Origin of the sequence: Streptomyces sp. NPDC053750 (assembly GCF_044544295.1) — a bacterium.
Classification (GTDB): Bacteria; Actinomycetota; Actinomycetes; order Streptomycetales; family Streptomycetaceae; genus Streptomyces.
The window spans coordinates 26,330-41,354 of record NZ_JBITXB010000019.1 but is presented as its reverse complement, the minus strand read 5'-3'; the positions used below and the strand labels follow the sequence as shown (position 1 = coordinate 41,354).

Below are 15,025 nucleotides of genomic sequence, written 5' to 3'. Positions count from 1 at the left end.
GCGACCCGAGCACCCGCGCAGCCCGGCTCGCCGTGCACGCCTGCTGGACCGGTGCACGCCGCGAGGCCCTTGCGTGCCCGTCGGCGTCCGGGCCGGCCTCGCGGCTCGGACGGTCCGGCCGGCGACTCAGCGGCGTCGTACGGGCACGAAGCGTGCCGGGGTTCCCGGCCGGGCCTGGGCCGCCGCGGGGAGGTCGGCGGTGCGGACGACCGCGATGACCGGGTAGCCGCCGGTCGTCGGGTGGTCGGCGAGGAACACCACCGGCCTGCCGTCGGGCGGCACCTGCACCGCGCCCAGCACCATGCCCTCACTGGGAAGCTCGCCCGGGCGGGCGCGGGTCAGCGCGGGTCCGTCCAGGCGCAGGCCGATGCGGTTGCTCGCGGACGACACCCGGTACGGGCGGGAGGCGAACGTCCGTACCGCCTCGGGCGTGAACCAGTCGGCGCGTGGGCCCGGCGTCACCCGCAGGACCAGCTCCGCCGGCGGCGCCGGCTGCGGGGCGACGTCCACGCGCGCGTGCGGCCCGTGCGGCCGCCCGAGGGGCAGCACCGCGCCGTCCGCGAGAGGCGGCGGTCCCAGGCCGGACAGCAGGTCGGTGGAGCGACTGCCGAGCACCGGCTCGACCACGATGCCCCCGGCCACGGCCACGTAGGTGCGCACGCCTGAATCGGCCGCCCCGACGTTCAGCAGCGCACCGCCCGGCACGTCGACCGGCGCGCCCCAGGGCGCCGGCCGTCCGTCCACCGACACCGCGCAGGGGGCGCCGGCGACGGCCACCGTCACCGCGCACCGCGGGCGCAGGGCACAGCCGGTGAGCGTGGTCTCCAGGAGGGCGGCGCCGGGCGGATCGCCGACCAGCCGGTTGACCAGCGCCGCCGCGGGCGCGTCGAGAGCCCCGGAGCGGGGGACGCCGAGGTGGGCGTGACCGGGTCGGCCCCGGTCCTGCACGGTGGTCAGGGCCCCGGCCCGGACGACGACGAGCGCGCGGTCCGTCATCGGCCCTCCTGGGCCCCTCGGGGAACGAACCGCACGCGCGTGCCCGGCGACAGCAGCGCCGCGGGTACGCGCGTGTGGTCCCACAGCACGGCGTCCGTCGTACCGATCAGCTGCCAGCCGCCCGGCGACGAACGCGGGTACACGCCCGTGTACGGCCCGGCCAGCGCCACCGAACCGGCCGGGACGGCCGTGCGCGGGGTGCCCCGGCGCGGCACCTCGTACCGCGCCGGCAGGCCGGTGAGATATCCGAAGCCGGGGGCGAACCCGCAGAAGGCGACGTGGAACTCGGTACCCGCGTGGATGCGGCCGACCTCGTCCCGGGCCACACCCCAGTGCGCGGCGACATCGGCGAGGTCCGGGCCGTCGTAGCGGACCGGGAGATCGACGACGCGCCCCGCGCGCGCGGGCGCGGGCGGCACCTCGGCGGCGGCGAGTTCGGACGCGATCCGGGCCGGATCGGTGAGGCCGTCGAGGAGCACCGTGCGGGCCGCCGGGACGATCTCCCGCACACCGAGCGAACCCTCCGCGCGGCGCCGCACCAGCTCCGCGTGCAGCGCCTCGGCCTCGTCGCCCGAGGAGACCTCGACGAGCAGGGCATCGTCACCGACCGGGAGGACGTTCATGCGAAGGCCTCCACCGGGACCCCCGACGCCGTCAGCCGCTCCCGGACCCGGCGCGCCAGCTCCACCGCGCCGGGCGTGTCGCCGTGCACGCACAAGGAGCGGGCGCGGACCTCGACCCGCGCCCCGGAGCGGGCGGCGACCGTGCCGGTGACGGCCAGCCCCACCGAGCGCTCCACGACCTCGTCCGGGTCGGCGACCACGGCGCCCTCCTGCCCACGCGGCACGAGCGTGCCCGCGTCGGTGTACGCGCGGTCGGCGAACGCCTCCGTGACCGCCGGGAGCCCGGCCCGGCCGGCCAGCTCAAGCACGCGTGAGCCGGGCAGCCCCAGCACGGGCAGCGCACCGCCCGCGAGCAGCACACCCTCGACCACCGCCGCGGCCTGCGCCTCGTCGTGCACCACCCGGTTGTACAGGGCACCGTGCGGTTTGACGTAGGCCACGCGCGTGCCCGCCGCGCGCGCGAAGACCTCCAGGGCGCCGATCTGATAGGCCACCTCGGCCGCCAGTTCGGCGGGCGGCACGTCCATCGCGCGCCGCCCGAAGCCGGCCAGGTCCCGGTAGGAGACCTGCGCGCCGATCGTCACGCCCCGCTCGGCCGCCAGCTCGCACACCCGCCGCATGGTGGCCGGGTCCCCGGCGTGGAAGCCGCAGGCCACGTTGGCGCTGGTGACGACCGAGAGCAGGCTCTCGTCGTCGGTGAGCCGCCAGCGGCCGAAGCCCTCGCCGAGGTCGGCGTTCAGGTCGATCGGGGTCATGTCTCCAGTGTCTCCAGTGTCGCCGGTTCCCGGGCCGCTCCCGGGCTTCCGCGGGGCCTGCGTCAGGCCACCCGGTACTGCTCGTCACGGGCGTCCGTGAGGAGCATCTGCCCCGGCGCGTGGGTGAGGGCGAAGGGCGGGCGCGAGGCCATGACCGCCGCCTGCGGGGTCACTCCGCATGCCCAGAAGACCGGAATGTCGTCCGGCTCCATGTCCACGGCATCGCCGAAGTCCGGCCGGGCGAGGTCGTCGATGCCGAGCGCCGCCGGGTCACCGCAGTGCACCGGGCTGCCGTGCACCGCGGGGAGCAGGCTGGTCTCGCGGATCGCCGCCGACAGATGGCGGGGCGGCACCGGGCGCATGGACACCACCATCGGGCCGCGCAGCCGTCCGGCCGGGCGGCACGGCCGGGTGGTGACGTACATCGGGACGTTGCGCCCCTGCTCGACATGGCGGACCGGCACGCCGGCCGCGCTCAGTGCCCCCTCGAAGGTGAAACTGCAGCCGATCAGGAACGTCACCAGGTCGTCCCGCCAATGGGCGCGGACGTCCGTCGGCTCCGCCACCAGCTCGCCGTCCCGCCACACCCGGTAGCGCGGCAGGTCGGTGCGCAGGTCCGCGTCGTCGGCGAGGACGGTGGTCCAGGACCCGGCGTCCGTCACGTCGAGCACCGGGCACGGCTTCGGATTGCGCGTGCAGAACAGCAGCATGTCGTAGGCCCAGTCGGCGGGCACCGAGATCAGATTGGCCTGGGTGTGTCCCGCGGCGAGCCCGGCCGTGGGGCTTGTCAGCCCTTCCCGGAAGCGGGAGCGGGCCGTTTTCGGGCTCCACGCGTGCGCGTGCTCGTCGACGAGGGCGATCGGCCGGTCCTCGGCCATGTGGTGCGAGTGGTTCACGCCAGTTCCTTTCCGCGCGTCTCCGGCAGCCCCAGCAGGGCCAGTGCCGCGATGCCGTAGCCGATGGCGCCGAAGACCAGCGCGCCGCCCACGCCCCAGCTGTCGGCCAGGAAGCCGACCGTGGTGGGGAAGACGGCGCCCACGGCGCGTCCGGTGTTGTACGTGAAGCCCTGCCCCGCACCCCGTACCGCGGTCGGGTACAGCTCGCTCAGGTACGAACCGAAGCCGCTGAAGATCGCCGACATGCAGAAGCCGAGCGGGAAGCCGAGCACCAGGAGCAGCGTGTTGGCGCCGCTGGGGATGTTCGCGTACGCCAGGATGCAGACCGCCGACAGCAGGGCGAAGAGCCAGATGTTGCGTTTGCGGCCCAGCCGGTCGGTGAGCCAGCCGCCGGTGAGGTAGCCGATGAAGGCGCCCGAGATCAGGAAGGTCAGGTAGCCGCCGGTGCCCACCACCGACAGGTCGCGTTCGTCCTTCAGGTACGTCGGCACCCAGGTGGCCAGGGTGTAGTACCCGCCCTGGACGCCGGTGGAGAGCAGACTCGCGAAGAGCGTGACACGCAGCAGACCCGGAGTGCCGGCCGTGCCCGGCTTGAAGATCGCCGCGAACGAGCCCTTTCCGGCGCCCTCGGCACGGGCCACCGCGGCCTCGGGGGCGTCGTGGACACTGCGTCGCACCCAGACCACGAGCAGCGCGGGCAGTGCGCCGGTCCAGAACATCACGCGCCAGGCCAGGTCGTCGCCGACCAGCGAGAAGACGAGCGTGTACACGACCACCGCCAGCGCCCAGCCCACGGCCCACGAGCTCTGGATCGCGCCCAGTGTGCGGCCCCGGTGCCTGGCGCTCGCGTACTCGGCGACCAGGATCGCGCCGACCGCCCACTCGCCGCCGAAACCGAGTCCCTGGAGGGCGCGGAAGACCAGCAGTGTCTCGTAGTTGGGTGCGAAGCCGCAGGCCACCGTGAACACGGCGTAGGTGATCACGGTGAGCAGCAGCGCCTTGACCCGGCCGACGCGGTCCGCCAGAACGCCCGCGAGGGCGCCGCCGACGGCCGAGACGACCAGCGTGACCGTGGTGAGCAGACCGGTCTGCCCGCTGTCCAGGCCGAAGTACGCGGTCAGCGCGACCATGGTCAGCGGCAGCGTGAAGTAGTCGTACGAGTCGAGCGCGTAGCCGCCGAACGCGCCGCCGAAGGCGCGGCGGCCGCGCGGGCCGAGAGCGCGCAGCCAACCGAACGGGCCGTCTTCCACGGCGTGTTCGGCCGTGCCGGGGGGACGAGGACCGGCGGGGAGGGTTCGTGGGGGAGGGGGAGTGCTCATGGTGCACCTCGCAGTGGGAGGACGGAGGGTGCTGGTCGAGCGAGTACGTGGTGGCACCGTAGGGGATCGTTCAACGATCCCTCAATACCCCTGTTGTTTCGTTCTGACATCTACGATTGAATTCCGGGCATGGCAGAGCAGTTGACGGGACTGGCCGACGACCGCGCCCTCCTCGGGCGGACCAGCACCGCCGAGCGGGTCTCGGACATCCTCAGGAGTCGGATCGCCGAGGGCTACTTCCCGCCCGGGACCCGGTTGTCGGAGGACAGCATCGGCGGCGCCCTCGGTGTCTCCCGCAACACCCTGCGCGAGTCGTTCCGCCTGCTCACGCACGAACGCCTGCTGGTCCACGAGCTGAACCGGGGCGTCTTCGTCCGCGTCCTCACCGTCGAGGACGTCGAGGACATCTACCGCACCCGCTCCCTGGTGGAGTGCGCCGTCGTCCGCGGTCTCGGCGACCCGCCGTACCCGCTGGAGGGGCTCGCCGACGCCGTCGAGGACGGGCGGCGGTCGGCCCGCGAAGGTGACTGGAAAGGCGTGGGTACGGCCAACATCCACTTCCACCGTGAGCTCGTGGCCCTCGCCGGCAGCGAACGCACGGACGAGCTGATGCGCAGCGTCTTCGCCGAACTGCGCCTCGCCTTCCACGTCGTGGACGACCCGCGGCGCCTGCACGAGCCGTACATCGCCCGGAACGCGGAGATCCTCGAGACCTTGGAGAGCGGCGAACGGGAGACGGCGGCGCGGTTGCTCGCGGTCTACCTGGAGGACTCGCTGAAGCGCGTCGTGGAGGTCTACCTGCGGCGGGTCGGCGACGAGGGATAGGTCCACGCTCCCCGGCGACCGGCGACCGGCGACCGGCGACCGGCGCCCTGTCGCGTCGGGGCGCATCTGTGCCGTTTGGGTCGTTGTCAGACCGAGGACCTAGTCTGTGCACCGTGACTTCGCCTGCATCGACGGACAGCGTTCCGCCCCAGCTCAGCGCGGGGCCGCGCCCCGCCCCGGGCCCGGCCGCCGACGAGGGACTGGCGCGGCGGCTGCGCGCGCTCGCCTGCACGGCGCCGTTGCACGACCTCGACGCACGCAAGGCCAACCTCGCGGGTGAGTACTCGGTGTACGGCATGGCGGAGGTCGCCCTCGCCGCCATCGACCTCGTCACATTGAACATGGACTTCGACACGGGCGCCGACCACGACCAGATAGTGGCCCGGCTGATCCCGCGCGTCGCCGCCCAGGCCCCGGGGCGCCCCGCCGCCGAGCACGAGCGGGTGGCCCGCTGGGTCCTGGAGAACCTGATCAACGTCGGCAGCGTCGACCGCGGTTTCCGCGCGGTGTACGGCACGTTCGGCCCGGACGGCACCTACGTGCGCCGCGACTACGACTTCAAGCTCCTCGAGGAGGTCCCCGGCCCCGGCGGCACCGTCTACCTGCGGACCACCGACGAAGCGGTCAACGTCCTCGTCGGCGCCCTGGACACCGACGTCACCAGCGCCCAGATCGCCGCCGAGGTCAAGCTCGAGGTGCTGATCAGCCGCGGCCGGCTCGCCGACGCCCAGCTCGCCGCCGAACAGGCGCGGTACCGGACCGTGCAGTACTCGGAGACCCTGCGCAAGGCCCTGGACGCCACCCGGCGCAACGTCCGCGCGGTGGACTGGCTGACCGCCGTCCCCGACATGATCGCCGAGGCCCTGGACCACGTCGCCGACCGGTACCGCCACGAGAACGCGATCCTCACCAACATCCGCAAGGCACGTGACGAGTCCGAGGAGCCCGAGCACAAGCGCCGCGCGGCCGAGCTCGTCGACATCGTCAAGGACTGCATCCGCCGCCACACCCAGCTCCAGTCCCGGCTCCTGGAGGCCGGCCCGCTCTTCCGCGCCGAACAGGACCGGCAGGCCTTCGCCACCCCCCTGACCACATCGGGCCTGGACCTGTACGGGCACCTCGTCGCCCCCGTCCTGCCCCTGCCCCTGGAGCGGGCGCTCCGCGTCACCGACGCCTTCTTCGCGCGCGGCACCGGCCTGCGCACACCCGTCTCCGTCCGGGTCGGCGACCTCGTCGACATCCTGCTGACCCCGCCCGTCGAGCGGGAGCACCTGGGCGCCGAGATGCCCGAACCCGACCTGGTCGCCACCCCGGACGACAGCCGCTTCAGCGAGGAGCAGCTCGCCGCCGCCATGGAGCTGCTCGACCTTCCGCACGACGCCCCGCGCCGGCTGTCCGGGCTGCTGGCCGACGCCCGCGCCCAGGATCCCGACCTGCCCTACCTCGTCGCCCTGCTGGCCGTCCACGCGGCGAGCCCGCCCGTGGGCACCGCCTACCGCCAGGGCGAGCCGAAGCTGCTCTTCGCCGTGGACGACGGCACCGAGCTGGACGACCCCGAGTTCGGCGGCGCCGACCTCATCGTCGGCACGGCACTGCTGGACGCGGCGGGGATGGCCGCGGACCGGACGGAGGCGGCATGACCGGCTCCCACGAACTCATCCACGAGCGACACGAGCGACAACACAGCAAGGAGTACCGACCGTGACCGAGCACGTCGACCGGAGCGAACCGGAGGCGGGCGGCGCGCCGGCCACCGCGGCCGTCACGCCCGCCGACGCCGCCGACGCGGCGCGGCTCGTCGCCTTCGGCCTCCAGCCCAAGCTGGTGCCCGCCCGCGACCAGGAGTACGCCGACCTGCTGCGCCGGTACCGCGAGGACCCGCCCTTCGCCCGGCTCACCGACGCCGTGGCGGCCGGCCTGGGCCTGATCGTCCTGGAGGTGTCCCCGCGCGCGGGCATGGCCGTGACCGCCGCCGAGGACTCGGTGTTCGCCGTCCGCATGGGCGACTACGCGCGTCGCGCCGCCACCGACTCCGGGGACCGCTTCCTGCACGGCCTCGCCCACCTCGCCGTCGCCGCCATGGCCTACCCGCGCCCCGAGGACCTCGCCGACGACGGCTACATCGGCCGCGTCACCGTCAACGGGGTGGACGCCTTCGTCCGCCAGGCCTGCCGGCGGCTGGAGGAACGGGCCGAGGAGCAGGGTGAGAACACCGACCCGGCCACCGACGCCCCCGGCCTGGAGGCCGCCTGGCGGATCTGGGCCAGACGCAGCGCGACCGGCGCCACCAAGGACGCGCGCAGACTCCCCGGCTCCACCACCGGCATCGTCGGCAAGGCCGCCGCCTTCCTCACCGAGTCCGGCTTCCTCCAGCGCACCGGCGACGACAACGGCGGCACGTACCGCACGACGGCCCGCTACCAGCTCCAGGTGCGCGACATGGCGGGCAGCGCCGCCATGGCCGAGCTGCTGGACCTGGGCGTCGTGCCGGTCACCGACGGAACGGCGACGCTGCTGCCCGCCGAGGAGACGGACGACCTGGAGCTGGTGGCCGACGCCGGGCTGCCGTTCCACTCCTCCTGACCCCGCCACCCGTCCGCGCCACGCCCTGCCGCCTCCCGCCCCGACTCCGCCGCCCCCCGACTTCCAGAAGACTTACGAGAGTCCGCCATGTACGAGCTGTCCCGGGTCCGCCTCTACTCCATCGGACCCGCCGGTGCGCGCTACGCCGACACCGTGCTTGACCTGCGCGGTGTGGGCGAGCCCGTGCCCGACCCCGCGCCCACGCAGGCGGAGTTCTTCGAGGAGGAGCCCGTCGGCCCGCCGCGCCGGCCCGCGCCCGCCGGCGTGCTCTTCCTGGAGAACGGCGGCGGCAAGTCCGTCCTGCTCAAGCTGATCTTCTCGGTGATGCTGCCGGGCCACCGCAACACCCTGGGCGGCGCCAGCTCCGGAGTGCTGCGCAAGTTCCTGCTCGCCGACGACTGCGGACACGTGGCGCTGGAGTGGCAGCACGTGCAGACCGGCGAATGCGTCGTCGTCGGCAAGGTCAGCGAGTGGCGCGGACGCCAGGTCTCGGGCGATCCGCGGAAGTTCGCCGAGGCCTGGTACTCCTTCCGACCCGGCCCCGGACTGACCCTGGACAACCTGCCCGTCGCCGAGGCCACCGCCGTACGCCCGCCCGTCGAGGGCGTCTCCGGCGCCCAGGGCCGGCGCCGCACCATGAAGGGCTTCCGGGACGCCATCACCGAGGCCGGCAAGGCCTACCCGCACCTGGAGGTGCACTGGGAGGAGACCCACGACCGCTGGATCGAGCACCTCGGCGACCTCGGCCTCGACCCCGAACTCTTCCGCTACCAGCGCGAGATGAACGCCGACGAGGGCGAGGCCGCCGGCCTCTTCGCGGTCAAGAAGGACTCCGACTTCACCGACCTGCTGCTGCGCGCCGTCACCGACACCCGCGACACGGACGGACTCGCCGACCTCGTCAGCGGCTTCGGCAACAAGCTGGGCCGACGCGCCGAGCTGATCGCCGAACGCGACTTCACCGCCGGGTCCGTCGACCTCCTCGGCCGGATCGTCGAGGCCGCCGACGCCCGCACCCGCGCGCGGGACATCCACACCGCCGCCGAACGCCGGACCAGGACCCTGGCCCGCCGGCTCTCCGCCCGCGGCGCGCAGGAGCGGGTCCGGGCCGGTGATCTCGCCCAGCGGGTCACCGCCGCCGCGTACGCCGTGACGCACGCCGAGTCCGCCCGGGACCGCAGCGCCCTCATCGCCGCCGAACTCGCCTACCGGCACGCCTCGCTGGCCCTGACCGCCGCCGAGAAGTCGGCCGCCGCGCAGAAGCGTGAACTCGCCGACGCGCGCACCCTGCACTCCGCCTGGCAGGCCGCCGAGGCCGTCCTGCGGCACCGCGCCGCCGCCGACCGCGTCGCCCGCGTGTCCGCCGCCATCCAGGAGGCCGAGCGGGACGCGGCCCCCGCGCTCGCCGCCCGCGCCAAGGCCGCCGTCGACCTCGTGCGCGCCCTGCACGCCGCGGCCGGGAAGGCCGAGGACCACGCCAACGAGGAGGAGGAGCGGTCCGCCGCCCTCCAGGAGGTCAGCGACGCCGCCCACCGGGACTCCACCACCGCCGCCACCGAGGCGCAGCGCGCCCGCAGCGAGACCGGCCACCTGCGCCAGCGCCTCGCCGAGGTCGAGCAGGAGACCGCCGAGGCGGTCCGCGCCGGCTGGCTCGACGACAGCGCGCCCGACGCCGACCCCGCCCGCGCCGCCCTCGCGGCCAGCGACGCGGAGAAGACGACGGTCGCCGCCTGGGACACCGCCCGGGAGGCCGCACGCCGGGCCACCGAGCGCGCGCGCGAGGCGGCCGGCGCGGAGAGCCGCGCCGAACTGACGGCGGCCCGTGCGGCGGACGCGGCCACCGCGGCCGAGCGCGCCCACGCGGCCGAGCGCCGGACGGCCGCGGCCCTGGCGGCCGAGGAACGGCTCGTGGAACTGCTCGGCCTGTCCGCCGGGACCCGCCCGGGCATCCCGCAGCCCCGCCGGGAAGCGGACCGTGACCGGGCCGTCGACGCCACGGCCGCCGACGGCCTTCTGACCCCCGAGGAACTCGACCGCTTCGCCGACGAGCTGCGCGAACTGCTCGACGACACCGTCTCCTCGGCCGAACGCCAGCTGTTCGAGCTGCGCACCGCCGCCGCCGACGACTCCCGCATCCTCGGCGCGCTCGGCGACGGCGGACTGCTGCCGCCCGGCCCGGACGTCCTGGCCACCGTGGAGTTCCTCGGCGAGCACGGCATCCCCGCCCTGCCCGGCTGGCGCTACCTCGCGCAGGCCGTCGACCCCGCCGACCACGCGCGCGTCCTGGCCGCCCGGCCCGAGCTGGTCGACGGCGTCATCATCACCGACCCCGACTCGCACACCCGCGCCCGCGACGCCCTCGCCGACGCGGCCCTGCTGCCGCGCTCCGCCGTCGCCGTCGGCACGGCCGCCGCCCTGCTCGCCCCCACCCCGGCCCCCGACTCCGACTCCGGCGACGTCTTCCTCGTACCGCCGAACCCCGCCATGCACGACGAGCACGCCGCCGACGAGGAGCGGCACGCGCTGCGCGCGCGGGCGAGCGAGCGGGACGAGGAGATCCGCTCCCTCGCCGCCCGGCTCGGCAAGGACCGGGAGTTGGCGGCCCGGCTCGCCTCCTGGCGCACCGGCTGCCCCGCCGGACGCCTCGCCGAACTGGCCCGGGCCGCAGAGGAGGCACGCGCCTTCGCCGAGGAGACCGAGGCCGAGCTGACCGAGGCGCGCACGGTGCGGGCCGAGGCCGACGAGAGCGCCGCCGAGGCCGTACGGGTGCGGGACGAGCGGCAGGAGGCCGCGCAGAAGGCCCGCCGCGCCGCCGACGCCCTCGCCGGGCTCGCCTTCCGGCTGCGCGAACGCGCCGGCTGGCAGGTCCGGCTCCGCGAGCTGGCCGACGAGGGCGCCGAGGCCGAGGCCCGGGCACAGGCCTGCCTGGAGCGGGCCCGCGCCGCCGACGAGGACCGGCGCGCCGCCCAGCGCGCCGCCGACGACGCCCGCCGCACCGCCCGCGCCCTGCGCGCCGAGCGCTCCGAGATCGCCGGCGCCCCCGACGACGTACCGCAGGACGCCCCCGAGAGCGGCACGGACGCGGCGAAGGCGTCCCTGCCGGCCCTCCGCGAGGCCTACCGGGCCGCCTCCCAGGTGTACGAGAAGGTCGGCGTCGGCGCCGACCTGCGCGCCGAGCAGGCCCGCGCGGAGAGCGACGAGAGCGCGGCGCGCACCGAACTGGACCGGCTCAGCAACAAGGTCCGCACCCGCGCCGGACAGTTGCTGGAGTCGCCCGACGGTTCCGACGGGCCCTCCCGGCAGGCCGCCGCCGCCCGCGCCGAGGAGCTGGTGCAGCTCCTGGAGACCCGCATGTCCAGCGCGAGCGAGCAGCTGGGCCGACTGCGCGGCGAGGCCGAACGCCATGCGCCCGAGGAGGGCGACGCGCACACCGACCTCCCCGAGGACCTCCTCCCGCGCGACGCCGAGCACGCCCAGACCCTGCTGCGCACGGCGACCGCCGAACTCGCCTCCCGCACCGAGGCCCTGGCCCAGGCCCGCGACGCCCACGCCGGACTGCTCGACGCGCACCGCGCCGCCGAGGACGCGGCCGGCGGCTTCGACGAGATCGCCGCCATGCTCCGCGACCTGCTGCGCGAGCACACGCCCGAGGAGGAGCCGGAGGAGCCCGAGCCCTACGCCGGCGACCTGGAGGAGGCGCGCAGGGCCGCCGCCGAGGCCCGCCGCTCGCTGCGCGGCTGCGCCGCCGACCTGTCCGCCGCCGAGTCGGCCGTCCGCGAGGCGAGCGACGTCCTCGTCCGGCACGCCAACTCCACCCGCTACGAGCAGGTCCGCACCCCCGCGCGCCAGCAGATCCGCGAGCTGCCCGCCGCCGCGCTGCCCGAGCACGCCGGCAAGTGGGCGGAGGCCTTCGCGCCCCGGCTCCGCGTCCTCACCGACGAGCTGGCCCAGCTGGAGCGCAACCGCGACTCGATCGTGGACCGGCTGCGCGGCCTGGTCGAGTCCGCCCTCGCCACCCTCCGCTCCGCCCAGCGGCTGTCCCGGCTGCCGGAGGGCCTCGGCGAGTGGTCCGGGCAGGAGTTCCTGCGCATCCGCTTCGAGGAACCCGACCAGGCCACCCTCACCGAGCGGCTCGGCGAGGTCGTCGACGAGGCCACCCGGGCGGCCGTGAAGAAGAACTCCGACCTGCGCCGCGACGGCATGTCCCTGCTGCTGCGCGGTGTCGCCGCCGCCCTGCAGCCCAAGGGCGTCGCCGTCGAGATCCTCAAGCCGGACGCCGTGCTGCGTGCCGAGCGCGTCCCCGTCGGCCAGATGGGCGACGTCTTCTCCGGCGGCCAGCTGCTCACCGCGGCCATCGCCCTGTACTGCACGATGGCCGCGCTCCGCAGCAACGACCGGGGCCGCGACCGGCACCGCCACGCCGGCACCCTGTTCCTCGACAACCCCATCGGCCGCGCCAACGCCACCTACCTGCTGGAGCTCCAGCGGGCCGTGTCCGACGCGCTCGGCGTGCAGCTGCTGTACACCACCGGCCTGTTCGACACCACCGCACTCGCCGAGTTCCCGCTGGTCATCCGGCTGCGCAACGACGCCGACCTCAGGGCCGGCCTGAAGTACATCAGCGTGGAGGAACACCTGAGGCCGGGTCTGCCGCGGCCGACCCCGGCCGGTGAGGGCGAGGGCGAGGCGGTGCACAGCGAGATCACGGCGACCCGGATGTTCAAACGGCCCGCCCAGTCACCCGCCTAGCCGTTCCAGCAGCCACTCGTGGAAGATCCCGATGTGGTGCTCGGTCGGCACCAGCACCCCGCCCGCCCGGTAGGCACGCGAGGACATCGCCGGCTGGGTCCGCTCGCAGGCCGCGAAGTCCTGCGTGTTGACCCGGTGGAACAGCTCCACCGACCGTGACAGGTCCGCCCCGGACGCCACGACGTCCGGGGCGTACAGCCAGTCGCACTCGACGACCGTGCGGTCCTCGGCGAGCGGGAACATGCGGTGCAGGATCACGTGGTCCGGCACGAGGTTGACGAAGACCGTCGGCCGGACGGTGATGGCGTAGTAGCGGCGGTCCTGGCCCTCCGACACCTCGGGCAGCCTGCCGAAGCCCTCGCTGCCGTCGACCGTGAAGCCCCTCACCTCCTCGCCGAACTCGGCGCCGTGGCCCACGTAGTACTGCGCCGCATAGCCGTCGGCGAACTCGGGGAGCACATCGGTGAGTTCCGGGTGGATGGTCGCGCAGTGGTAGCACTCCATGAAGTTCTCGACGATCAGCTTCCAGTTCGCCCGCACGTCGTACCGGACACGTCGGCCGAGCGCGAGCTTCTCGGTCCCGTACCGCTCGATCGCGGCCGGGTCGCCGAGCCGTTCGACGGCCGCGCCCCGCACCGTCTCCTCGAAGGAGGGCGGCTCGTCGGCCAGGCACACCCAGGCATAGCCGAGCCACTCGCGCAGGGCGACCGTCACCAGTCCGTACGCGGCACGGTCGACGTCCGGCATCTTCGTCAGGTTGGGCGCGGCGACCAGCCTGCCGTCGAGGTCGTACGTCCACGCGTGGTACGGACACCGGAGGGCGCGGCGCACCTCGCCGGACTCCTCCAGGCAGAGCCGGGCACCGCGGTGCCGGCAGACGTTGAGGAAGGCGCGCAGCTCACCGGTGCGGGTGCGGGTGACGATGACGCTCTCACCGCCGACCTGCACGGTGCGGAAGGCGCCGGGCCGGTCCAGGTCGGCGCCGCGGACGGCGCAGAACCACATCGACTCGAAGATGTGCCGTTGCTCCTGACGGAAGACCTCCGGATCGGTGTAGTAGTGGCCCGGCAGGGTCGCGATGAGGCTGGGGGAGAGGGAAGTCGTCGTCACGAGCGTGCTCCTCGGGCGGGCGCGGCTACGAGGCGGGCGGGGTCGAAGAGACCGATGGGGTGCGCGGTGGTGCCGGTCAGGGCCAGGTCGGCGAGAATCTCGCCCACCACGGGCACGAACTTGAAGCCGTGCCCGGAGAAACCGCAGGCCACCGTCACCGAGTCGGGGTGCGCCGGGTGGCGGGCGATGACGAAGTGCTCGTCCGGGGTGGTGGTGTACATGCAGGTCGCGGCCTTGAGGAAGGTTCCGGGCAGGTCCGGGATGCGGCCGGACATGTGGTGGGCCATCGCCTGGACCTCGTGGTCGTACACGGTGCGGTCGATGGTCTCCGGGGTGGTGTCCTGTCCCTTGCGGAAGAAGGCGACCTTGGCACCCCGGTCGGGCCCGTCGATGGCCGGGAAGCCGTACACCTGTACGCCGGAGGCGTCCTCCCAGACGTAGACGGGCTGATTCTCGGGGAGGAAGGGCTTGGTGCCGTTCCTCGGCCGGAACCAGTACATGACCTGTCGCTCGACGGTGAACGGCACGCCGACGTCCGTGAGCAGCCGCGGCGCCCACGCGCCGGGGCAGATCACCAGCCGGGAGGCGGTGTAGGTGTTCTCGGCGGTGTGCACGCGGACGCCGTCCCGGTACGGCTCCCAGCGGGTCACCGGCTCGTCGAAGTGCAGGTCGGCGCCCTGCCGGGTGGCGAGCTGGAGGTGGGCGGCGACCGTGTTCTCGGGGCGCAGGAGACCGGCCTTGGCCTCGTACAGCGCGACCTCGTCGTCCGCCGGGGTGAGCGTCGGGAAACGGCGGCGGATCTCCCGCGCGTCCAGCATCTCGTGCGGCAGGTCCCACTCGCGGGCCGAGCGCAGCGAGCCGGAGACGGTCCAGGAGTCGGGGCGGCCGACCATCAGCCCGCCGCACAGGAGGGCGATGTCCCGTCCGGTGGCCCGCTCCAGGTCCTCGTACAGCTCGTAGGCGCGCAGCAGGAGCGGTACGTACGCCGGGTCCTCGAAGTACGACTGCCGGGTGATCCGGGAACCGCCGTGGCTGGACCCCCGGTTGTGCACCGGGCCGAACTTCTCCAGGCCGAGCACGCGGACGCCCCGGGCGGAGAGATGGTGGGCCGCGGCGCTGCCCATGCCGCCGAGACCGATGACGATCACGTCGTGGGTGGGGGACAACAG

The 15,025-nt window shown here is 74.5% G+C and carries 11 protein-coding genes; 4 read left to right on the top strand and 7 right to left on the bottom strand.

Features of this window, described 5'->3' with window-relative positions:
* Positions 1 to 126: 126 nt before the first annotated feature.
* The 5 genes from ACIGO6_RS35000 to ACIGO6_RS34980 all read right to left on the bottom strand — a co-directional run bounded on the left by ACIGO6_RS35000 (position 127) and on the right by ACIGO6_RS34980 (position 4,589).
* A complete protein-coding gene (locus ACIGO6_RS35000; protein ID WP_399883530.1) occupies positions 127 to 996 on the bottom strand; it encodes a biotin-dependent carboxyltransferase family protein in 870 nt (289 codons plus the stop codon).
* Positions 993 to 1,619, bottom strand: coding sequence for an allophanate hydrolase subunit 1 (locus ACIGO6_RS34995; RefSeq protein WP_399883527.1), 627 nt, complete (start codon positions 1,617 to 1,619; stop codon positions 993 to 995). The genes ACIGO6_RS35000 and ACIGO6_RS34995 overlap by 4 nt, the downstream gene beginning before the upstream one ends.
* On the bottom strand, positions 1,616 to 2,374 hold the full coding sequence (locus ACIGO6_RS34990; protein WP_399883524.1) for a LamB/YcsF family protein: 759 nt from the start codon (positions 2,372 to 2,374) through the stop codon (positions 1,616 to 1,618). Before ACIGO6_RS34990 ends, ACIGO6_RS34995 begins: the two co-directional genes overlap by 4 nt.
* A gap of 62 nt (positions 2,375 to 2,436) precedes the next feature.
* Positions 2,437 to 3,252 carry a putative hydro-lyase gene (locus tag ACIGO6_RS34985; protein ID WP_399883756.1) on the bottom strand — a complete coding sequence of 272 codons (816 nt, stop codon included), beginning with the start codon at positions 3,250 to 3,252 and terminating at the stop codon, positions 2,437 to 2,439.
* 14 nt (positions 3,253 to 3,266) lie between these two features.
* Entirely contained in the window at positions 3,267 to 4,589 is a 1,323-nt protein-coding gene (locus tag ACIGO6_RS34980) for an MFS transporter (RefSeq protein ID WP_399883521.1), read from the bottom strand.
* A 129-nt stretch (positions 4,590 to 4,718) separates the two neighbouring features.
* On the opposite strand from ACIGO6_RS34980, the gene ACIGO6_RS34975 reads away from it, so the two are divergent.
* The 4 genes from ACIGO6_RS34975 to ACIGO6_RS34960 all read left to right on the top strand — a co-directional run bounded on the left by ACIGO6_RS34975 (position 4,719) and on the right by ACIGO6_RS34960 (position 12,746).
* Positions 4,719 to 5,414: a GntR family transcriptional regulator gene (locus tag ACIGO6_RS34975; RefSeq protein ID WP_399883518.1), complete on the top strand. Its 696-nt coding sequence runs from the start codon at positions 4,719 to 4,721 to the stop codon at positions 5,412 to 5,414.
* A 113-nt stretch (positions 5,415 to 5,527) separates the two neighbouring features.
* Positions 5,528 to 7,054, top strand: coding sequence for a hypothetical protein (locus tag ACIGO6_RS34970; protein ID WP_399883515.1), 1,527 nt, complete (start codon positions 5,528 to 5,530; stop codon positions 7,052 to 7,054).
* Between the two features lie 61 nt (positions 7,055 to 7,115).
* Positions 7,116 to 7,997, top strand: coding sequence for a hypothetical protein (locus ACIGO6_RS34965; protein ID WP_399883512.1), 882 nt, complete (start codon positions 7,116 to 7,118; stop codon positions 7,995 to 7,997).
* Positions 7,998 to 8,084: 87 nt separating this feature from the next.
* The gene (locus ACIGO6_RS34960) at positions 8,085 to 12,746 is read left to right on the top strand and encodes a hypothetical protein (RefSeq protein ID WP_399883509.1); all 4,662 of its coding nucleotides are present in this window, start codon (positions 8,085 to 8,087) and stop codon (positions 12,744 to 12,746) included.
* Here the strand turns inward: ACIGO6_RS34960 and ACIGO6_RS34955 are convergent.
* Both ACIGO6_RS34955 and solA read right to left on the bottom strand, forming a co-directional pair.
* The gene (locus ACIGO6_RS34955; protein WP_399883507.1) at positions 12,735 to 13,856 is read right to left on the bottom strand and encodes an aromatic ring-hydroxylating dioxygenase subunit alpha; all 1,122 of its coding nucleotides are present in this window, start codon (positions 13,854 to 13,856) and stop codon (positions 12,735 to 12,737) included. The two genes, ACIGO6_RS34960 and ACIGO6_RS34955, sit on opposite strands and share 12 nt — an antisense overlap.
* On the bottom strand, positions 13,853 to 15,022 hold the full coding sequence (gene solA, locus ACIGO6_RS34950; protein ID WP_399883504.1) for an N-methyl-L-tryptophan oxidase: 1,170 nt from the start codon (positions 15,020 to 15,022) through the stop codon (positions 13,853 to 13,855). Before solA ends, ACIGO6_RS34955 begins: the two co-directional genes overlap by 4 nt.
* Positions 15,023 to 15,025: the final 3 nt, after the last annotated feature.